This window comes from Parapedobacter indicus, assembly GCF_900113765.1.
In the GTDB taxonomy this organism is placed as follows: Bacteria; Bacteroidota; Bacteroidia; order Sphingobacteriales; family Sphingobacteriaceae; genus Parapedobacter; species Parapedobacter indicus.
This window is the reverse complement of the sequence record NZ_FOQO01000016.1, coordinates 12,801-34,464: the sequence shown is the minus strand read 5'-3', so window position 1 is coordinate 34,464 and position 21,664 is coordinate 12,801. Positions and strand designations below refer to the sequence as shown.

The window sequence follows — 21,664 nt, the reverse complement described above, 5'->3', positions numbered from 1 at the left end:
CGGTTATCTCTACCGTCCAATCTTCCTGCCAAGGCCTATAAAAACAGCAGCAACCAACACAAACACCAACGCAAACAAAAACGAATTGATTAATACTTGAGCCAGTCCAAGATCGGTGACGTTGATAAACGGATACGGATAAAAACCTGATTGACTGCCTCTTAATAAAACATATATCAAGTAAGTGAATGGATACAATAGCCAAATGCCGATCTGCCTGAAATGAACGCCGGCTTTGAGTTCGTATCGATACCAGTACAGAATCACCAAAACAGGGATAACGGAATGGAGAAGTTCATCAACAAACCATTGTAAGCCGGTTGGAGACCACAAATGCCTTAATAAAATCTGATAACCCAGGCCGACGATGGTGATATACACCGTCAGTGCAGTCAATGCTCCCGGGCGACGGGTGTAGGCTCCGGGATGCTTTGCCTGAAAAAGCTCAAAGCTGAAGTAAACAGCAACCAGCAGATTGGTTAATATGGTGAAAAAGCTAAAAAAACGAATCGTTGCTTCTCCAAGAGGAATCACACGGTTCTCCACCATAACCACGTACTGCATAACGATGGCAAACCACCCAATGACAGCGAAGCTAAAGGCTAATATCTTTTTCATCTAATCTACCGGTTCCCTGACTTAGTCAGACTCAAATGTAACGAATATTTCCTTTAAATGCGGTTAACTTAGGCGATCTCTTGCAGGCAGCCGTGAGCTCCATGGTACCAAGCAGGTCAGGCAACACTACCTAGTTACAAGGCGGCTGACCTGTTAGCCATATGGTTCTCAGTCTTTGTGCTTGAGGGGATGCCGACTCGTCAAGGACCAATTTCTTCTTTTCATTTGGTTGATAACGTACTCCCACTAACGCGAAGTAATCTACATAAGGTATGGGAGTATTTCCCTGCGTATACTTTACAAGAAACTCTTTGGCTTCGGGATAGCTCAGTTTTGCGATTTCGTCGAAAAGCTCATCATCCTCAAAAAAGCGATCTTTTCCGTACCGGATTCCGAGGTCATGAGTCAGATCCTTCAACCCATATCCCCCTTCGGACAGATGCAGTAGATAGATATCCAGACAGGCACCAATCAGCGCTCCTTTCTGATATACATTTCCGTATTCATCGGCATAGGTAGAGGCCGCGTATTTACTTAACTGAGTAAATGCCAGCGTATCGTTGTAGTTCTCGCGTGAATCCGTAATTTTTTCGGCAAGCTTATCCAGAAATTGTTCGGGAGTATTGATACCGCTTTGTACCTGCACATGATGGGCTGTATACTCGGTCGTACCTTCGTATAGCCACAGGTGTTTGGACAGAACTGCCGTATCGTAGTTAAACTCCTTCACTTCCCTTGAAGCGATGGTAAGTGGTGTAATGATATGGAAAAACTCATGCGAAGAGACATCGACAATCATATTTTTTAACACATCCGATGGCATTTCAGGGATATAATAAAAAGACGAAGTCGTATGCTCCAATGCGCCACCCAGTCCCAATGGAAAGGATTGCTTGATTTTCATATCCTTAAAATAATAAAGGAACGCATAGCGATCGGCAGGGAGTTTGCCTCCGAGGTATTTCCTGGCTCCGTGGAGCAGGTCAGTCAACCAATTGGCAATTTCCCGCGACTGGATCACTTTATTCGGGGAATAGACAGAAACCAACACCTCGCAATTGCCCACTTGAACTGTTGTCGTATCGGGAATACCATACATGATGGGCGTGTCGTAAAGATCATCCACACTTTCCATATGAAAAACATCACGGGTAGCCGTGCTTTCCACGGGCAGCTTAGCCGATGATCCATAGAAATCAGCCGGTTTTTCAAAGGTTAGCTCAATGGGCAAGTTATTTTGTCCTTCGACATACCCGAAGATACCGGGCGTATGGACAACAATATTCTTATCTTCGATGTTAGTTGCGGCCATCGGGTAGATCTGGTGCTCTTTGTCTGTATCAAAGATATCTTCCACTTGATAGCTGATTTTATAGAGTTTCTTAGCTTTGCTGATCTCCCATTGATTGGTATTTAGCTGCTTCACCGGCAAGCGTCTACCCTTTCGGTCGGTCGCTACCACGTTGGATGTAAACGCGCCGTAGTCGCTGATAGCGTATGTACCCGGGATAATCTTCGGTAGGGCGAAAATCACCTTGCTCTCCGTCACGTTGGGCGCCAGAAGTGATACGTTGAATTTATCATCTTGAAGCTGAGTCAAATCCACGGTATATTGATAGCGCTGAGCCCACGAAGCTGATACGGAAATCCCCCATAAGCAGAGTAAAAGAAGTAAGTTTTTCATGTTATACATGGCACCAAATGTAGGGTATTTTGGTCAGATGGCAAATGTCAGGCTAGGCCATATTTTGTGAGTTGCTGTGGATTGAAAAAATGGTTCAGTGGACCGTTGCCTTTACCGGCAAGTACGTCGCACCCATGAAGGATAGCTTGATGCACATACTCCTGCCCTTTGACCACTGCTTCCAAAAAACTATCACCCAACGCGATATAGCTTGCTATCGCCGATGATAAGGTACAGCCCGAGCCGTGCGTATTGTTTGTTTCGAGCTTGTCAAAGCTAAACTCGTGGACATTACCCTGCGTATCGAAATATAAGGAAGTAAGGCGTTGCGAATCCAAGTGCCCTCCTTTTAACAAGATTGAACGACATCCCAGTTTGCGGATCTTCTCCCCTGCATAATGCATGTTATCCAGCGTACGTACCGGCATTTCCGCAAGAATGGCCGCTTCATCCATATTCGGGGTAATCACGGCTGCCAAGGGAAACAATCGTTCGACGATTGTTGCGATCGTCTTATCCTCAATTAACGTGTCGCCGCTGGTCGCAACCATCACGGGATCGAACACCACCGGAACATCCGGATACCGCGCGAGCGTATCCGTGATGGTATACACCAGCTCACCGGTATGCACCATACCGATTTTGATGGCGTTGGGAAAAATATCGTCGAGAATAGTTTCGATCTGCTCCTCCACGACCCGATAAGGAATTGGGTAGACGGCGCGTACCCCCTGCGTATTCTGTACGGGCAGTGCAGTTAGTGCCGAGGTAGCATAACATCCGAGCGCCGAGATTGTCTTAATATCTGCCTGTATACCGGCACCGCCACTGCCATCAAATCCAGCAATGGTCAGCACAGAAGGGTATTGATAGTTCTTCGTATTCATATTGCGCTGTTTATAAATCCCTTCTGCTCTGTAGCCGCATCAGGAGTTATCCGCCGAACGGACCAAAAAATTTCAACGGCTAAAGAGGTTCCATCGAAGGATTAAGAAGCGCAACGTAATCACACAAACGTGACGATTGAACTTTTCCCTACGCCGGTATAAACCGGATCAGGTTCAAAGGGTCTTTCTCAATTCCTTTCAGAATACCCCTAAAGCCAACGTCAAAGGTACGGGAAATTTGTTAGAGATTTACTCCACCCGATACCTCGATCCGTTGCCCGTTAATCCATCTTGCTTCATCCGAGCAGAGAAATGCGACAACTCCACCAATGTCATCAGGCAATCCCACACGACCCAATGCCGTTAGGCCAGCTAGTTGGGTGTTAAGTGCTTGATTATCGCGGACACGCCCGCCACCAAAGTCCGTTGCGATGGGACCGGGTGCCACCACATTTACGGCGATGCCACGTGCTCCCAACTCGCGGGCCAGGTACCGTGTAAGCACTTCCACAGCACCTTTCATCGAACCGTATGCCGACGAACCTGGGAATGAGAATCGGGCAAGACCCGAAGAAATGTTGACGATGCGCCCGTCGTCGTTGATGAAAGGCAGGGCTTGTTGAGTAAGAAAAAAAACACCTTTATAATGGATTTGGAACATCGCATCCAACTGCTCTTCGGTTGTTTCTTCAAAGGGGGCATAGAGCGCGGTGCCAGCATTATTGATTAGAAAATCAATGTTTGGGCTCCCCCCGTGGGTGGTCAAATAGCTAGAAACTTTGCTAAAAAAACCAGCGAATGACTGCGTATCGCGTGTATCCAGCCGGAAAGCCACGGCACGCTGTCCGGTTGCCTCCACCGCTGCCGCCACATTGTCCGCCTCCGCTTGGTTGCGATTGTATGTCAATATTACATCGATTCCCCTGGCGGCGAGTTTCAATGCCATGTCTCTGCCTAAGCCCCGGCTACCCCCGGTAACCAGTGCTATTTTACTTGCTGTTGTCTTCATCTTTCATTTTTAATTTGATGAGACAAAGATGGCACATAACGACAGGATCTGTTTGCAAGGAACAAACAATAGTTTACAAAATTCAAACCAACCGCATTAAGCACGGAATGCCAGCGGGGATAACGTGGTCTGCTTTTTGAAAAAGTTTGAAAAATGCGCAGTTTCATCGAAACCGAGACTATATGCAATTTCCGAAACATTCCAATCGGTTTGTTTCAGCAAAATCTTAGCTTCCTGCATCACCCTTGTGGCAATGATTTCGGTGGTCGTCTTTCCGGTTTGTGTCTTTAGCACTTTGTTCAGGTGGTTTACGTGAATCGCCAAACGTTCGGCATAGTCCTTCGCGGTGCGCAGCCTCAACTGCTGGTGGGGCGAGTCAATGGGAAACTGACGTTCCAGCAATTCCACAAATAGCGACGCGACGCGGGTAGCGGCATTTTGCGTGGTGGATACCGCCGCCGCAGGCTGCAGCTTTTGCCCGTAATGAATCAGCTCCAGTACATAATTACGCAACAAATCGTATTTGAACGCGTAATCAGATACAATTTCTTTCTTCATCTTTAACAAAACGAACTCAATTTCATCCGCCTCTTCATTGGAAATTTCGAATACTGGATACCCTCCTGATTGAAAAATCGGCAAGTCATCCAAAATGACGCCACTTTTATTTTTGATCAGAAACTCGTCGGTAAACACACAGAAGTGACCCCACTGGTTGGGATCCAAAGGAATCCAATGGTATGGAACTTTTGGCGTGGCAAACAGCAATGCGTTCTGTTCAATTTCCAGTACCTTATCGGCATATTCGGCCCGGTTACGCCCGCGGATGAGACTGATTTTATAATAAGCCCGACGATTATAAGGCATGACATTCTTCCTTTTTACATCGGCAATGGTCGCTGCGATGTCAAAAACATTAAAATGTCCGATCTCTTTGTGGATACCCGGTGGCAGCAACTCACTAACATGCTTTCCCGTAAAGCCTGCTGCCTCTTGATAGAACTCGTCAAGCGACGTAGATTTGACACCTTCCATACGGCGTACTTATTTGCGAAATTCAAACATACACAAAGCATGCGATGCTATCAAGTCTGCTTAATTACCGTCGTTGTCGCCGTCAGGATAGCGATCAAGCAAGTCCACCAAGCGTTGGTATTGCTGCGGGTTTTCATCCTTCAGGTTAACCCGTTCCGCCGGGTCTGCCGCTAAATTAAATAATTCAACAATTTCCCGTTTATTTTCGGTTACACGCCGCAATTTCCAGTCACCGTCTCGGACTACTTCGGGCACGCCATTATGCACATAATATACAGGCTTATGGTGTAGGGAAGCTGCCTGTTCGGTAAACAGGGCTCCCACGTCCTGTCCGTCAATTGCCACCCCTTGCGGCGGTTCAACGCCGCACCATCGGGCCAGCGTTGGCAAAACATCCACACCGCTTACGAGCGACTTCAATGTTTTCGCCTGCGTACGTCCTTCCCAATAGACAATAAACGGAACCCTCACTCCTCCTTCATACGTGGTTGCCTTACTTCCCCGGAAGATACCTGCGTAACCGGGGTGGTTTGCACGGGTCTCTCCGTCGCCTGCCATGCGATCGGGATAGTTGGTCCAAGGGCCATTGTCGCTAGTAAACACAAAAATCGTATTGTCGGCCAACCCCTGCTGTTCCAATGCTTTCCATATCTGCCGGATTCCGGCATCCATCTCTCCGATTACCGCACCGAGTTCGCCACCAGCACGCTCGTCATAACCGGATTTGTGTGCCGCAAAATACACCGGCAAATGGGGCATATTATAAGCCAGGTACAAAAAGAAAGGCTGCCCTTTGCGCTGCTTCCGGATATAAGCGATTGCTTCTTGATTGTACAGCGGCGTAATCAGACTGTCGGCGGGACGGTACACTTCCGGGGTCTCATCGCGATATAGCTTGATGGTTGTATCGGTTTGCACATACGGCGCGCGATAATCGTGACTATACAACAACCCGTAATAATGATCGAACCCATGCTTCCGCGGTAGGTTGTCGGGCTGATCACCCAAATGCCACTTACCGATCATCTGGGTATTGTATCCACCGTCTTTCAACAGTTTGGCGATGGTTATTTCAGCGGCCGGTAATCCAAGATTAGACCCCGGGCTCAATGGATGGGGCACCGGATACCGGGTTGGATAGCGGCCGGTCAGCAATGCGGCCCGCGACGGGGAACACGTCGGGGAAGCGAGGACGAAATTAGTTGCCCGGACGCCCTTTGAAGCCATGGCATCAAGAAATGGAGTCTCTATTACCGGATTTCCATAACAGGCCAGGTCCCCATATCCCATGTCATCCACCAATATAAAAATGACATTAGGCCGTTCCTGTGCCTCCGCACACAACCCGCCCAGCAGTATCGCGAAAACGAACAGCAGTAATCTATTTGCACGTTGTATCATACCTATTTATCGCTTGGTTTTCAATTTTTCAGGGACGCCATATCAATAACGAAGCGATAATGTACATCGCCTTTTAACAGCCTATCGTACGCTTTATTGACGTCCTGAATGTTGATCAACTCAATATCCGCTGTAATGTTATGCTGTGCGCAGAAATCCAGCATTTCCTGTGTTTCTCCGATGCTACCGATGGTCGACCCCGCCAGGCTTCTACGCGAGGGGATCAGGCTGAATGCCGCTACCGGAAGCGGGTGCTCCGGTGCGCCCACCAAGGCTAACGTGCCGTCCCTTTTTAATAAGCGGAGGTACGCATTGATATCGTGACTGGCGGATACGCAGTCCAAAATAAAGTCCAAACTATTCGCATTTTCCCGCATTTGCTTCGCGTCGGAGGATAAGATCACTTCGTGAGCGCCCAATCGTTTCGCATCATCCGTTTTGGATGCAGACGTGGTGATCACCACAACGTGAGCGCCCATGGCCTTTGCAAGCTTAACGCCCATGTGTCCCAATCCGCCAATGCCTACAATGCCTACTTTCACACCGGGCCCCACGCCCCAATGCTTCAATGGAGAATACGTGGTGACGCCTGCACAAAGCAGCGGGGCAGCCGCTGCCAAATCGAGACTCTCGGGCACATGGAGTGCGAAATGTTCGTCCACCACAATGCTCTCGGAATAGCCTCCATACGTATGGCCGCCCAAATGTTTGTCCGGCGAGTTGTATGTCAAGGTATTTCCCGCTTCGCAGTATTGTTCCAAACCGTCTTTGCACGATTCGCATTCCCTGCAGGAATCCACCATACAGCCCACCGCAGCCAGCTCGCCCACTTTGAATTTCGAAACGTGGTTGCCCACACGGGTAACCTTCCCGACGATTTCGTGGCCCGGCACCACGGGATAGACACTGCCGTGCCATTCGTTCCGAGCCGTATGCAGATCGGAGTGACAGATGCCACAGAACAGGATGTCGATTTCTACATCATGCGGGGTTACGTCCCTGCGTTGGATATTCAACGAATCCAACGGGGCCTCCGCAGCCTCCGTGCCGAATGCTCTTATTTCTTTTGTCGCCATAGTTGAGATAATTTTAACAAACTTAGAAATTTGTGAGTTGCCAACGAAATTCTGTTTAATCTTTGTAACTTACATACCTGTCATGACATAACCCATGAAAATTATCCTAATAGGAAGCACCGGAATGGTAGGGTGATTTTCCGAAAACAGTGATCACGGTTAAGGACATCAAGAAGCTCGCGATGGACTAACGCCGTAAAATTGATAACTGATAATTGATAATTATCAATATCTTTGCACCCGTACAACAGACAAGCTTTATGTAATATTCATTTCTTTCGCGCTATATCAGCCCCGCTATCGGAAACAGCGATCTGCTATCAACTTCCTCACGCAAAGAAAGAAATGATGATTACACTAGAAAATATAGCTTATTTGCTCCCTAATAAAGATTTATTATTCAGCAACGTCCGTTTATCGGTAAACAAGACCGAAAAAATGGCACTGATCGGCAATAATGGCGCCGGGAAATCCACGCTGCTGAAAATCATCGCAGGGGAACTGCAACCCTCTGAAGGCCAATTGCACCTTGACGTCCTGCCCTATTATGTGCCACAGTTATTTGGCCAATATAATCACCTGACTATTGCCCAGGCATTGCATGTGGCAGAAAAGATCCATGCACTTCACGAAATCCTTGATGGCCAGATGACCGAGGGCAACCTGAATATATTGGATGACGACTGGACGATCGAAGACCGATGTATCGAGGCCCTCGATAAGTGGCAACTAACGGATCTGGATTTATCCCAGCCACTGTCAACCCTAAGCGGCGGACAAAAGACCAGGGTTTTTCTTGCCGGAATTCACATCCATCAACCGCAGCTCATCTTATTGGATGAACCCAGCAACCACCTGGATACAGCCAGCAGACGCCTGTTATATGATTTTGTTGAATCCACACCCCGCACATTAATGATCGTAAGTCACGACCGGATCTTGTTGAACCTGTTGCATACCGTCTGCGAGTTGGACAGCTATGGTGTGACTACCTATGGGGGCAACTACGATTTTTATGCCGAGCAAAAGCAACTGGCAAACGATGCCTTGCATCACGACATACTTTCCAAGGAAAAAGCACTTCGAAAAGCCAAGGAAAAGGAACGCCAAACACAAGAAAGACAACAACGCTTGGATGCACGCGGAAAGAAGAAACAGGAAAAAGCCGGTGTTGCACGGATTATGATGAATACGCTGCGGAACAGTGCCGAAAAAAGTACCGCTAAGATAAAAGGTGTCCATGCCGAAAAAATCGGTGGAATTTCAAAAGAGCTGCAAGATTTGCGAAAGGAATTACCCGGCATCGAACAAATGAAATTCGGTTTTGACAATTCGGCATTACATACCGGTAAGGTGCTATTCTCGGCTACCAATATCAATTTTGCATACAACGATCAGCCACTTTGGAAAGAAAAACTAGCGTTTCAAATCAGTAGTGGCGAACGGATCGACCTGAAGGGGCGTAACGGTTCCGGCAAGACAACATTAATCAAGATACTACTGGGCCCGTTGGAACCGCAAACGGGAACAATACAACGAGCCGTTAGTCGAGCGGTTTACATAGATCAAGACTATTCGCTTATTGACAACCGACTCAACGTTTATGAGCAAACACAAACGTTCAATACATCTGCATTGCAGGAACACGAAATCAAAATCCGGCTCAACCGTTTTTTGTTTACAAAGGATGAATGGGATAAACCCTGCAATGCCCTAAGCGGTGGTGAAAGGATGCGGTTGATGCTTTGCTGTCTAACAATCAGCAACCGACCACCCGATGTCATCGTGTTAGATGAGCCTACAAATAACCTGGATATACAAAACGTCGAAATACTAACGGCGGCCATCAACGAATACCAGGGTACCCTGATTGTCGTGTCTCACGATGATTATTTTTTGCAGCAGATTCACGTCGGACGGACGATCACCTTGGCTTGCTAAAATTTTTTGCTTAAATTCGCATCCATATCCCAATACGTTACGACAATGTCCTACTGCGATTACATTCCGACTATGCAGCCCGAAGCACGCCGGGCATTGCACAAACATTATCACGACAACCACTACGGCTTCCCAATCCACGATGACCATGAATTGTTCGGAAGACTCATCTTGGAAATCAACCAGGCCGGACTCAGTTGGGAGACCATCCTGCGTAAGGAAGAAGCCTTCCGGAATGCGTACGACGATTTCGATGTCGCAAAAGTAGCTGCGTATACGGAAGCGGACCGTGAACGGCTATTAGCCGATGCCGGCATTATCCGCAACCGGCTTAAAATCAATGCAGCCATTGAAAATGCGAAAGCGATTGTTGAACTGCAAAACGAATTTGGATCGTTTGAAAAATGGCTGGAGCACCATCACCCAAAAACACTTCCCGAATGGATGAAGCTGTTCAAAAAAACCTTCAAATTCACGGGCGGCGAAATCGTCAACGAGTTCCTGATGAGTACGGGCTACCTGCCGGGCGCACATGCCCCCAACTGCCCCATACATACTGAAATATTGAAGTCGAAGCCCATGTGGGCATCGGTCTTATAAGCGCATCCCTACTTTTTTAAAATAAAATACACGGCAAGTACCAGAAACACGAAACCGATTAAGTGATTTTCGATTACTTCATCTCACGCTTACCAAATCACAATCCGCTTGTCCTTTGGCACAAACAATTTATCGCCCTTTTTGATGTCAAATGCTTCGTAAAACGCATCCATATTTACGAGTGGTCCGATCGCCCGGTATTCGGCAGGCGAATGCGGGTCGGTCTTCACCTGATTGACCACAAATGCTTCAGTGGTCTTGGTGCGCCAAACCGTTGCCCAAGAGAGGAAGAAACGCTGCTGCTGGGTAAAGCCATCGATCTTCCCGGGATTGCCTTTGTCTTTCAAATACATCTGCAATGCGTTGTAAGCAACGGATACACCTCCCAGATCGCCAATATTCTCGCCCAGGGTAAACCGCCCATTGACAAAAACACCGGGTACCGGCTCATACGCTTCAAACTGGGCTGCCAGTGCAGCAGTAGCCGTTTCAAATTTTGTCTTATCCGCTTCGGTCCACCAATTATTCAGATTGCCCTCTCCATCATATTGTGAACCGCTATCGTCAAACCCATGCGATAATTCATGGCCAATGACTGCACCAATACCGCCAAAGTTGACGGCGGGATCGGCTTTATAATCATAAAAAGGGGGTTGTAAAATCGCCGCGGGGAAGACTATTTCGTTATAAGGCGGATTGTAATAGGCGTTGACCGTTTGCGGCGTCATTTCCCATTCGGTTTTGTCGACCGGCTTGTCCTGCTCAGCAAGTTTTTTTTCAAATCGCCAGCGACGGGTAGCTAACACATTCTCAAACAGCGATGTGCCGACTTCGAGCTTGGAATAGTCTTTCCATTTATCCGGATATCCGATTTTAACGTTAAATTTACTCAATTTTTCCAAGGCCTTTTCCTTGGTTTCCGCCGACATCCACTGCAGTTGCCCGATTCGGTGCGCAAAAGATTTTCTCAGGTAGGAAACCAATTCTTCAGCGGCAGCCTTCGCCTCCGCTGGAAAATACTCAGCAACATATAATTTCCCCAATAATTCACCGGCAACGCCGTTCACAAATTGAAGACCACGTTTATCGAGTGATTTCTGTTCCTTTTGTCCTCTTAGCGTCTTTCCCCAAAAATCGAAACTGATTTGATCCAGTTCACGGGTCAGGCTCGTAGCTGCACCCTCAACGATCTTGTAGCGGAGAAATTCTTTGATCGCTTCGAGATTTTCAGGTTTCAGCACGCGGTCCAGCTCTTCATAATACTTCAACTCATCGACAATAACCGTATCCGCTTTAAATCCGAGATCTGCAAGGTATTGTGCGAGGTCGATATTCTTCACCAGGTTTTTCAGGTCGGCTACTGCTACGGGATTATAGTGGAGGGAGGCATCACGCACCTCTTCCACCGTAAGCATGTGACTGGCTAACTCCTTCTCGAAAGCAACAATTTTGGGACCTTTCAAATCGCGTGTTCGCTGTCCCGCTTTGGGGAGCAGGATATTGATATAGTCCTGATAATTTGCTAATGTCTTTGCGTTCGCCTCATCGTCTTCCTGATAATAGGCCCGTCCCAGCCCCAGATTTGCTGCACCGAGATAGACCGCATTTACATCGCTATTTTTCATATGGGCAGACACGTCGACACCGAAAAGCGGGTTACCCCCTATCGGGGCCATCTTCACGAGGTACTGATATAAATCATTAAAATCCCGTATGGCGTCCACTTTCAGGAGAAATGGTTTGATCGGCTCAATACCAGCTTTGTCCCGTGCTTCGAAATCGGTATAGCTGCGGTATAAATCTGCGATCTTTTGTCCATCAGATCCTTTCGGATAAGTTTGTGCCAACGACTCTTTGAGAATTTTTAACGTCGCCTCATTGGTATGCTCGGCTAGTTCATTGAAGCTTCCCCAGCGCGACTGGTCAGAAGGGATCTCCACGGTTTTCATCCAGTTGCCGTTCACATAATTATAAAAATCGTCTTGGGGGCGCACCGAGGTATCCATAAAATCCGGGTTGATAGCATGATGCTGTTGGGCCAAAGCTGTTACAGTGGCGATTACAAAGGCCACCATTGCCAAATACTTCTTATTCATGTGTTATATATTTACTAAAAAAAAGCAAAATTAGGAAATAATTGTTTTATCTTCGCATTCACAAGATTTAACCCAATGAAACGAGCATACAGCGTCCAAATAGCCCGCTACTATCGGGATCGGGCTTGAGGCCCTAGGCAGCGAAGCCGTTGGCACTTTCCTTTTTCAGGTTTTTCCCTGAAACAATCAGTTGTTTTTTTACGTCCTATTTTTAATCATTTACCTTTCTGCGAAGTAGCTTTATTACGATCCGGAAAGGCAAAAAACGAATCATTGATACCATGACACCTACGTGGAAACGAACGTTTGCCATTATCTGGAGTGGCCAATTTATATCTTTATTAACCAGCTCGGCAGTCAATTTTGCCATCATCATCTGGCTCAGTTTAGAGACTGGATCGGCTGAAGTATTGGCGTTTGCTGCGATTGCCGCTTTCCTTCCCCAAACAATTATCGGACCGTTTGCCGGTGTTTTCATCGACCGCTGGGACCGTAAGCGGACCATGATCGCCGCCGATGGATTCATCGCCATCTGTACGTTGATCCTATCCGTACTTTTCTATCTGGGATATTCCGAATTGATGTTTGTTTACATCCTCCTCGCGCTGCGGTCGGTAGGCTCTGCATTTCATATGCCCGCGATGCAAGCATCCGTACCCCTACTAGCTCCCGAATCCGAACTGCTCCGTATCGGAGGCGTTAACCAGGTCATTCAGTCGGTTTCCAGCATCGGCGGACCGGCACTGGGTGCTTTTGCCATCGGCTTGATGGACATCGGGTATGTGTTGCTATTGGATATCGCCGGGGCGATCATGGCGATCACTTCCCTCCTGCTGGTACATATTCCCAATCCTGAAAAGACTACAACGGAACAACGAACAGGAATAAAAGAGGTGTTACATGACCTGAAGTTGGGCATTGCGGCTGTCACCTCAAATCAGGGGATATCGTGGCTCTTTGGATTTTCCATCCTGGCAACATTTTGTATCATGCCGGTTGCCGTATTGTTTCCCTTGTTGACGTTACAGCATTTTGAAGGAGGAAAATTCGAAATGAGTATCATCGAAGTAGTCTGGGGCATCGGTATGCTGGTTGGCGGCGGTGTGCTGGGGATATTCAAACCCACATTGAATAAAATCATGATCATCAACACCATGCATCTATTGCTGGGTATCAGTCTGGCGGCGTCTGGCTTATTGCCACCTTCCGGATTCATTCTTTTTGTGGCACTCACCATCTTGGGCGGCGTAGCTGCCTCTATCTACAATGCGTCGTTCACGACCGTCTTGCAGGAACGGATAAATCCCGCCATGCTTGGGCGGGTATTTTCCATGTATTTCAGCATTGCGCTGCTTCCGTCGATGATCGGGCTGTTGAGCACCGGATTCCTAGCCGATACGATCGGCATCAGTCTGACGTTTGTCATACTGGGGAGCGTAATCGGTGTTATCGGTATTGTCTCGTTTTTTGTACCCGAGTTGATGAAGCTGGGCTTAAAAACGAGCGAACAGCCGGTACCCGAGGAACAGGGAATGGATACGTAGCCGTAGCCCTCGTAGGGGTATCACGAATTCCGGTAATGAACGCCGAGCAATACTTAAAACGTCGCAATACCTGACGTATTATCTCCAGCTGATTCTATATACCTCGATGGTAATGCGACGGGTACGCTGCTTCCGATTGAGCATCCATTAATATACTGTACGATATGGGACAACCGGGTGTCCGATATCGAACACTTTCACATACTTATCCTGACACAAATCAATAATAAGCAACAACTTAACGGTTTGGCCTAATAACTGTGTAGTCCTCATAATATCGTGCTTCCCGAAAGGTAAAGAAAAACAGGCCGCTAAAAAAGCGAACGCCATGATAAAGAACTACTTTAAAACCGCTTGTCGAAACTTAAACAAGTACCGGCTCTATACATGTATCCATGTTACCGGTTTAGCCATCGCTGTAGCCGCTTGCCTGTTGATTTTTCTGTTTGTGCACGATGAGCTGACGTATGACCAACACCATGAACATTACGATCACATAGCGCGCATCACAACGACGCTGCATACGCCAGAGGCAGACGATGCGTCGCTCGCCACATCCCCCTGCCTCCTTGCTGATGCATTGCTATCAAAATATCCGGAAGTTGAAGCTGCTGTCCGCATGGAATCGTCTTCGCTTACCGTTCGTTACGATGGCGATTTAATCAGTGAACCCGATTTTTACAAGGCCGACCAACGTATCTTTTCAGTCTTTTCGCACCCTATCATTGCCGGAACAAAGTCCCGTGCGTTGACCGATCCCAACTGTGTGATGCTGACGGAACAGATGGCAAGAAAGTATTTCGATACCCCCCAGCGGGCCATTGGAAAAACACTAGTCACTGGGAATCAGCCACTACGGGTAACAGCGGTTATAGCCGACCCACCTACCAATTCGGATATACGGGTAGCAGGGTTGTTGTCCGCAAGTTTCTCGGATGTTACTTCGTGGATGGAAGACGACTTTTCAGTGTATACGTTCGTACGCTTCAAAAAGCAGGTAACGCTTCCCGACTTCGAACAAAAAATACAGCAACTGGCGGTTCAATATATACAGCCTGAGCTGGATGCCCAGGGAGCAACAGGCTACCATGTCAGCTTCTCGGTTGAAGCATTGGCCGACGTGCATTTTAGCCAAGGAAAACTGATGGATACCCCGAAAGGAAACAGGAAATTCAACTACGTATTTTCTTTACTTGCACTGTTTATTCTTGCCATTGCCTTACTCAATTACATCAACTTATCTACCGCCAAGGCTTCCGAAAGAGGCAAGGAAGTAGGCGTCCGGAAAGTTAGTGGTGCCCGCCCCCTGCAATTGGTCGGGCAATTTATGATCGAATCTTTTCTCCTCATCGGACTAGCTTGGGTAACGGCAATCGGTCTTGTGCTGTTAGCTATTCCCTACGTCAACCAGCTGCTCCGCACCGACCTTTCCTTTCATTGGCAGGATCATGCCGTATTCCTAGCGGGCACGTTCATGCTAACCACGTTTTTAACTTCCTTATACCCGGCATTTGTGCTGGCAGGATATCGTCCGATGGATGTGTTGAAAGGGAATCGAAAAATCCAGCCAACGGGTATGTTACTCCGCAAGGGAATTGTGGTCTTTCAATTTGGCATCGCGATCATATTACTCATCGGCACATTGGTGGTATATCAACAAGTAAGGCACATCACTCATCCCGACCAACCGTTTACCATCAATCAGGTAGTGAGTATACGGGTTCCTACGGACTCGGTAAACCGGGGAACGGTGAATGGCTTTTACGAGGCGTTGCACCAACTCCCCGAAGTACAGGCGATAACGGCAGGAAACGGTGTGCAGGGAACCGATATCGCCAAATCAACAACGTTAGGTTCCAGCAATGGCGAGCAACGCCATTTATTCGCCAACTACTTTTTTATCGACCCGGATTTCGTGCCGTTTTTCCACGTTCAATTGGTGGAAGGCCGGAATCTTTCCGACAGCCTTCCCACTGATAGAGAATCGGCTTTTTTGGTAAACGAGGCCTTTGTTAGCGCCATGGGGTGGCCAAGTGCGATTGGGCAACGGTTAGAAGCATTCGGGCGCAAAGGTGAAGTTGTAGGTGTGGTTAAAAATTTCTATTATCAGTCGATGCATAATCTCGTGGAGCCCTTGGTGATGGTCTACCACACGGATGCTCCATGGTTTATTTCCATCCGGATCAGTCCCACTGATCTTCCTACGGTAAAGGCTGTGTGGGAGGACTTGTTCCCAAATAAAGTCTTTGATTACACATTCCTTGACGATGCATATGCGGCGCAGTACCGAAAGGATACCACCACGATGTATTTATTCAGTTGCTTTACGTTGCTGGCGATCTTGATTTCCTGCCTTGGTTTATACGGGCTGGTGGCATTAATGACGGCAAGCCGCACGAAAGAAATCGGAATCCGCAAAGTGCTTGGCGCATCGATCTCGGGCATTGTGACTATGCTATCCAAAGATTTCGTAAAACCGGTACTCATTGCCATCGTCATTGCTTCACCCATCGCATGGTGGGTCATGGACAAATGGCTGGAAGATTTCGCCTACCGGATTGCTATCCAGTGGTGGATGTTTGCTGTGGCTGGATTGGCAGCGGTGGTAATAGCGTTGCTGACGGTGAGCGGACAGGCAATACGTGCGGCGATGGCCAACCCGGTGGATTCCTTGAGGGATGAGTGATGGGTGGGTGGTGATCGGTGGTGGGTGGTCAGTGATGGTGGAAAAAGAGAGGGTTACAGGAACAGAGATCGAGGAACAACGATAAATGAATAAAGACGTATAAACGACTATAGGCAATAACGGCAGGTCTCCGGACACTGTTCACTTGCCACTGAACACGGAATAAAATGATAAAGAACTACTTCAAAATCGCTTGGCGGAATGCCACCCGAAACAGGGTGCAAGCGCTTATTAATCTATTTGGGCTGACCTTAGGCATTACCTGTGTTATGCTGATTGTACTTTTTATCAAAAACGAATACCAATATGATCGTCATTTTGCGGATGCCGAGCGTATCTTCAGGGTAAATATCAACGGCAAAATGGGTGAAGAAGAGTTTTACGCCGGTTATACCCCACCCCCGGTGGGGAAAACACTTTTGGCAAATTTCCCCGAAATCGAAAGCTATACCCGCCTTTACCGACCGGGACAAAAAATTGTCCGCTCGGCGGGAGACGCGAATCAGAAGGCCCGATTCAACGAGCGGGGTATACTTGGGGTCGACTCCAATTTCCTGCAGGTGCTTACCTATCCATTGCGATATGGCGAGCGTAACACATGTCTGTCAGATCCACATAGCATTGTACTTACCGAAGCCACGGCCAGCAAATACTTCGGTAATGCCGACCCGATGGGGCAAGCGCTGTTCATTGAGGGCGACGAGCAGCCCTATATCGTAACGGGTGTTGTGACTTTTCCGCCTGTCCCAAGTTCGCTCTCGTTCGACTTTTTGATTCCCATCTCAAATGCTGCCGACGTGAAATACTTTGATTGGAGCTGGGTCTGGCTGAATGTCGCTACCTATGTCAAATTCAAGGACCATGTACCCACCGATGCGGCTGCCGTCGCAAACCTCGAAGCCAAATTCCCTGCCATGGTACGCCAATATGCGGCCAGTGCCTTCGATCGCATCGGACAACCGTACGACGAGTTTTTGAAAAAGGGCGGAAAATGGGATTTCAGTCTGCAACCTTTACTGGATATCCACTTGTATTCTGCCAACATTATTTCGGAAGTTGCCGATCAGGGAAATATCAAGACCGTTTATTTTTTTGGCATCATCGCGTTGTTTATTTTGTTATTGGCTTGCGTGAATTTTATGAACCTATCCACCGCAGGTGCATCAAAGCGGGCAAAGGAAATCGGCGTGCGCAAAGTTGTGGGCTCTAGTCGCAGAGAAGTGGCCCTGCAATTTTTTGCAGAGGCATTCGCGTTAAGCGTCTTGGCTTTTCTGATGTCGTTGATACTCATCTACATGACCATTCCGCATTTCAATCAGTTAACCGGCAAGATGATCGCCTTCGGAAACCTTTGGTCATACGGTGACTGGATATACCCGGTATTGCTGGTTTTCATTTGTACCCTGCTTGCGGGTAGTTACCCCGCCTTTTACCTCAGCGCATTCAACCCCATAGCCGTATTAAAAGGGCAAAAAGCCACGGCCGGATCAGCAGGTCATAGCGGCGCCAGAAGCGGCCTGATTATCTTCCAATTCACGATTTCCATTGCGCTGGTCATTTGCACCCTCGTGGTTTTCCAGCAGTTGAAATATACACAAATCCATGATCTGGGGTTGGATGAAGAAAACGTATTGGTTATCTCAAACACCGAACGTTTGGGCGAACAACAAAACAGTTTCATAGCTGAATTGAAGCAACTTACCTCCATAAAGAACGCCTCGATTTCCTCCAGTCTACCCGGCAGGGGTGGCCATGGCGATTTCTATGTGCCGCTGCCCAACGCCGGTGATGAGCCCAGTGTCAAGGATATCATGCTGGTGTCGTACCTAACCGACATTGATTTCGTCGAAACCATGGACATATCCTTGGTTGCAGGACGAAATTTTATGGATACCTATGATGATACTCGGACGGTTCTCATCAACGAGACGGCCGCCAAACGAATAGGCTATAAAAAACCGATCGGCAAGATGATCAAGTATCCCGGCGGCAACGCCGCGGAGTCTTATCAAATCATCGGTGTAATGAAAGACTTCCATACGGAGTCGTTGCATCAACCGATTCAGCCGTTTGCGCTGTTCCATGAGTCCTCTCAATCGTACAATACGCCTTATTCGACTATTGCAGTCCGTGTCTCACCAGGGGAAATATCATCGGTATTGGAGAAAATAAACCAATTGTGGCAATCATTTGAGCCCAATATCCCTTTTGAATATAGCTTCCTTAAAGAAGAACTTGCCCAACAATATGAATCTGACCAACGGACTGCCCAAATCATCGGTATCTTTAGCGTATTAGCGATTGCCATCGCTTGCATTGGACTACTGGGGCTGGTTATCTTCGCCACACAACTCCGCACCAAAGAAATCGGTATCCGCAAAGTGCTGGGTGCATCGATCTCCGGCATCGTAACCATGTTGTCCAAAGATTTTGTCAGGCTGGTTTTGGTTGCCATCGTCATCGCTTCACCCATCGCTTGGTGGGCCATGAACAAATGGCTGGAAGATTTTGCCTACCGCATCGACATTCAGTGGTGGATGTTTGCTACGGCGGGACTCACGGCCGTGGTGATTGCGCTACTCACCGTGAGCTGGCAGGCAATACGTGCGGCGGTATCCAATCCAGTGGACAGCTTGCGTGAGGAGTAAACGAGAGTGAAAGAGAAAAAATCAAGAAACCAAAAAACAACGGTATGTTAAAACATATGCTGACCATCGCTTTCCGAAGTGTACGAAAACACCGGTCTTCTTTCGTCATTAACCTGGTGGGCCTCTCGACAGGTTTGGCTTTTGCTTTTTTACTTTACTTATGGATACAAGATGAAAGGGCCGTAGATAAGTTTCACGTCAATGACGAAAGGCTCTACCAGGTGCTGCAAAAAAGCACCGAAAACAGTCAGATAAGAATTCTTGAGAATACGCAGGGGCCCTTGTCAGAAGCGATGGAAAAAGACCTTCCAGAGGTGGAAAAGTCTGTCACGGTGATGAATCTCGAACGAGAAGGCATGGACATTACGATGAAGAGTGGTGAAGAATCTTTCAAATCTGCCTGTTTGTTTTCGAGCCGTACGTTTTTTGAAGTTTTCACGTTTCCACTCATACAAGGAGAATCCGCCGCCGTATTGAAGGAAAAAAACAGTGTCGTCATTTCCGAAGACATGGCATTAAAGCTATTCGGAACTACGGAGGCGGCATTGGGCAAACCCATCGAATGGAGCGCATTCGGCGTTGACCATCTGTCTGCGGTGACAGGCGTATTTAAAAATGTGGATCCCCGCTCCACGCTTCAATTCGATGTGGTACTCACCAAGCAAAAGTTGATTGAAGACGTCTGGACAAACGGCGCTTCCTGGAATAATACCGGTCCTCAAACGTATCTTTTATTAACGGAAGGAGTGGATGTAACGGCGTTCAATAAAAAGATTGAACGGTATATCGACCGGTACCAAAACGGCAACATTTTCTCCCTTTTTATACGAAAATACTCCGATGCGTACCTCTACGGCAACTATGAGGACGGCGAGCAGGCCGGCGGCAGGATTACCTATGTCAGGTTATTTTCTGCCATTGCCTTCCTGCTATTGCTGATTGCTTCGATCAACTTTATGAATCTATCCACGGCGAAAGTCGCAGGCAGAATGAAGGAAATCGGCATTAAGAAACTGCTGGGAAGCGGGCGACGGAGCTTGATTTACCAGTTTTTGGGCGAGTCGATTTTGGTCACGTTCGTGGCGGCGGTCATCGCGTTGGTCCTCGTGTCCGTATTGATACCACAGTTCAATTTCATTACGGGTAAGCAGTTGGCACTTCAGTACGCTCCCAGCCAGCTGTTCGCTTTTTTTTCACTTACGCTAATAACCGGCATACTGGCCGGCAGCTATCCGGCCCTTTACCTTTCGGGATTCAAGCCCTTGGTTACACTCAAAGGAAAATTGGAAGGCAAGATTGGTCAGTTCCTTGTAAGAAAGGGATTTGTTATCTTCCAGTTTGTCGTATCGTTTGTGCTGATCGTATCGGTCCTGATCGTTTACCAACAAATTGAGTTTGCACGAAATAAGCCGGTTGGCTACGAAAAGGAACACGTCGTCTACTTTAACCTAGAGGGCAGAGCATTTGAACACAAAAAAACCCTCTTTGAAGAGATCAAAAAAGTTCCGGGCGTAATTCAGGCAGGCGGAATCAGCCAGACACTTATCACGGAAGACGGGGGATCGTCTACCTATGGATTGGAATGGCCCGGAAAGGACGCAAGCCGGAACATCGACTTCATGGTCCGGTCGGTCGACGAAAACCTGATTTCAACGCTTGGTATACGCCTGGATGAAGGAAAAACGTTTTCGACTGATTTGGGAGATAACGCGTCCTACCTCCTGTTGAATGAAACTGCGGCAGCGGTCATGGGGTTAACGGATCCCGTTGGAACCAAGGTAACGTTTTGGGGGGAAGAAAAGACCGTACTGGGGGTGGTCAAGGATTTTCATACCGCATCCATTCACCAGCCTATCGCCCCCCTGGTTTTTTACTACAATCCCGAACAAATCGGTATGGCCATGGTGCGTATCCGGGAAGGGTCGGCGCACGATGTTATTGCCGAGCTCCACCGCCTTTATTCAACATGGAATTCAGGTTATACGCTGGATCTGAAATTTCTGGAAGAATCCTTCCGGGCACAGTACGTGGCGGAAGAGCAGACGCTTGTCCTGGCAAAATATTTTGCCTTGCTAACGATTTTGATCTCATGTCTGGGATTATTTGGTCTCGCCGCCTTCGATACGGAACGCCGAACCAAAGAAATTGGCATTCGTAAAGTACTGGGTGCCTCGGTTGCAGGCATCGTACGACTGCTCTCGAAGGATTTCGTGAAACTGGTCCTCATAGCCATCGTCATTGCTTCGCCCCTCGCTTGGTGGATCATGAATGACTGGCTACGAGGCTTTGCCTACCGTATTGATATCCAATGGTGGATATTTGCGATGGCAGGATTGGTTGCTGTGGTGATTGCGGTACTCACCGTAAGTTCGCAGGCCGTCAAGGCTGCGCTGACCAATCCAGTGGATAGCTTAAGGGATGAATAAACAGTGTCCGCTA

Annotated in this window: 14 protein-coding genes and 1 riboswitch; of the genes, 6 read left to right on the top strand and 8 right to left on the bottom strand. The window is 47.9% G+C overall.

What is annotated here, in order from left to right; genetic code table 11:
* Window positions 1-9 precede the first annotated feature (9 nt).
* The 7 genes from BMZ56_RS24470 to BMZ56_RS24440 form a co-directional block, all read right to left on the bottom strand.
* Window positions 10-618, bottom strand: coding sequence for a Pr6Pr family membrane protein (locus BMZ56_RS24470; protein WP_090632300.1), 609 nt, complete (start codon window positions 616-618; stop codon window positions 10-12).
* Window positions 619-748: 130 nt separating this feature from the next.
* Window positions 749-2,302, bottom strand: a complete 1,554-nt coding sequence (locus tag BMZ56_RS24465) for a M61 family metallopeptidase (protein ID WP_245893397.1) — start codon at window positions 2,300-2,302, stop codon at window positions 749-751.
* 47 nt (window positions 2,303-2,349) lie between these two features.
* Entirely contained in the window at window positions 2,350-3,189 is an 840-nt protein-coding gene (thiD, locus tag BMZ56_RS24460) for a bifunctional hydroxymethylpyrimidine kinase/phosphomethylpyrimidine kinase (RefSeq protein WP_090632294.1), read from the bottom strand.
* 128 nt (window positions 3,190-3,317) lie between these two features.
* A riboswitch (TPP riboswitch) is annotated at window positions 3,318-3,410 on the bottom strand.
* A gap of 20 nt (window positions 3,411-3,430) precedes the next feature.
* Complete coding sequence (locus BMZ56_RS24455) at window positions 3,431-4,198, bottom strand: SDR family NAD(P)-dependent oxidoreductase (protein WP_090632291.1); 768 nt, start codon at window positions 4,196-4,198, stop codon at window positions 3,431-3,433.
* Between the two features lie 96 nt (window positions 4,199-4,294).
* Window positions 4,295-5,233, bottom strand: a complete 939-nt coding sequence (locus BMZ56_RS24450; protein ID WP_090632288.1) for a helix-turn-helix domain-containing protein — start codon at window positions 5,231-5,233, stop codon at window positions 4,295-4,297.
* A gap of 60 nt (window positions 5,234-5,293) precedes the next feature.
* Window positions 5,294-6,634, bottom strand: a complete 1,341-nt coding sequence (locus BMZ56_RS24445) for a sulfatase-like hydrolase/transferase (protein WP_090632286.1) — start codon at window positions 6,632-6,634, stop codon at window positions 5,294-5,296.
* A gap of 20 nt (window positions 6,635-6,654) precedes the next feature.
* A complete protein-coding gene (locus BMZ56_RS24440; RefSeq protein ID WP_090632283.1) occupies window positions 6,655-7,710 on the bottom strand; it encodes an NAD(P)-dependent alcohol dehydrogenase in 1,056 nt (351 codons plus the stop codon).
* A 345-nt stretch (window positions 7,711-8,055) separates the two neighbouring features.
* Between BMZ56_RS24440 and abc-f the strand changes: the two genes are divergently transcribed.
* On the top strand, window positions 8,056-9,651 hold the full coding sequence (gene abc-f / locus BMZ56_RS24435; RefSeq protein ID WP_317048207.1) for a ribosomal protection-like ABC-F family protein: 1,596 nt from the start codon (window positions 8,056-8,058) through the stop codon (window positions 9,649-9,651).
* 45 nt (window positions 9,652-9,696) lie between these two features.
* A complete protein-coding gene (locus BMZ56_RS24430; protein WP_090632280.1) occupies window positions 9,697-10,251 on the top strand; it encodes a DNA-3-methyladenine glycosylase I in 555 nt (184 codons plus the stop codon).
* Window positions 10,252-10,340: 89 nt separating this feature from the next.
* Here the strand turns inward: BMZ56_RS24430 and BMZ56_RS24425 are convergent, their stop codons facing one another.
* Window positions 10,341-12,347, bottom strand: coding sequence for a M13 family metallopeptidase (locus BMZ56_RS24425; protein ID WP_090632278.1), 2,007 nt, complete (start codon window positions 12,345-12,347; stop codon window positions 10,341-10,343).
* A gap of 281 nt (window positions 12,348-12,628) precedes the next feature.
* Here BMZ56_RS24425 and BMZ56_RS24420 point away from each other — a divergent pair, with 281 nt between their 5' ends.
* From BMZ56_RS24420 to BMZ56_RS24400, 4 genes are all read left to right on the top strand, one after another.
* A complete protein-coding gene (locus BMZ56_RS24420; RefSeq protein WP_090632275.1) occupies window positions 12,629-13,891 on the top strand; it encodes an MFS transporter in 1,263 nt (420 codons plus the stop codon).
* Window positions 13,892-14,219: 328 nt separating this feature from the next.
* Complete coding sequence (locus BMZ56_RS24410) at window positions 14,220-16,577, top strand: ABC transporter permease (protein WP_090632271.1); 2,358 nt, start codon at window positions 14,220-14,222, stop codon at window positions 16,575-16,577.
* 167 nt (window positions 16,578-16,744) lie between these two features.
* Window positions 16,745-19,225, top strand: coding sequence for an ABC transporter permease (locus BMZ56_RS24405; protein WP_090632269.1), 2,481 nt, complete (start codon window positions 16,745-16,747; stop codon window positions 19,223-19,225).
* Window positions 19,226-19,269: 44 nt separating this feature from the next.
* On the top strand, window positions 19,270-21,651 hold the full coding sequence (locus tag BMZ56_RS24400; protein WP_090632266.1) for an ABC transporter permease: 2,382 nt from the start codon (window positions 19,270-19,272) through the stop codon (window positions 21,649-21,651).
* Window positions 21,652-21,664 lie beyond the last annotated feature (13 nt).

Coding starts and splice junctions, on each gene's coding strand:
- BMZ56_RS24445 (WP_090632286.1), bottom strand. CDS start 6,634: ATGATACAACGTGCAAATAGATTACTGCTGTTCGTTTTCGCGATACTG.
- thiD (WP_090632294.1), bottom strand. CDS start 3,189: ATGAATACGAAGAACTATCAATACCCTTCTGTGCTGACCATTGCTGGA.
- BMZ56_RS24425 (WP_090632278.1), bottom strand. CDS start 12,347: ATGAATAAGAAGTATTTGGCAATGGTGGCCTTTGTAATCGCCACTGTA.
- BMZ56_RS24410 (WP_090632271.1), top strand. CDS start 14,220: ATGATAAAGAACTACTTTAAAACCGCTTGTCGAAACTTAAACAAGTAC.
- BMZ56_RS24400 (WP_090632266.1), top strand. CDS start 19,270: ATGTTAAAACATATGCTGACCATCGCTTTCCGAAGTGTACGAAAACAC.
- BMZ56_RS24455 (WP_090632291.1), bottom strand. CDS start 4,198: ATGAAGACAACAGCAAGTAAAATAGCACTGGTTACCGGGGGTAGCCGG.
- BMZ56_RS24405 (WP_090632269.1), top strand. CDS start 16,745: ATGATAAAGAACTACTTCAAAATCGCTTGGCGGAATGCCACCCGAAAC.
- BMZ56_RS24420 (WP_090632275.1), top strand. CDS start 12,629: ATGACACCTACGTGGAAACGAACGTTTGCCATTATCTGGAGTGGCCAA.
- BMZ56_RS24470 (WP_090632300.1), bottom strand. CDS start 618: ATGAAAAAGATATTAGCCTTTAGCTTCGCTGTCATTGGGTGGTTTGCC.
- BMZ56_RS24440 (WP_090632283.1), bottom strand. CDS start 7,710: ATGGCGACAAAAGAAATAAGAGCATTCGGCACGGAGGCTGCGGAGGCC.
- BMZ56_RS24450 (WP_090632288.1), bottom strand. CDS start 5,233: ATGGAAGGTGTCAAATCTACGTCGCTTGACGAGTTCTATCAAGAGGCA.
- abc-f (WP_317048207.1), top strand. CDS start 8,056: ATGATGATTACACTAGAAAATATAGCTTATTTGCTCCCTAATAAAGAT.
- BMZ56_RS24465 (WP_245893397.1), bottom strand. CDS start 2,302: ATGAAAAACTTACTTCTTTTACTCTGCTTATGGGGGATTTCCGTATCA.
- BMZ56_RS24430 (WP_090632280.1), top strand. CDS start 9,697: ATGTCCTACTGCGATTACATTCCGACTATGCAGCCCGAAGCACGCCGG.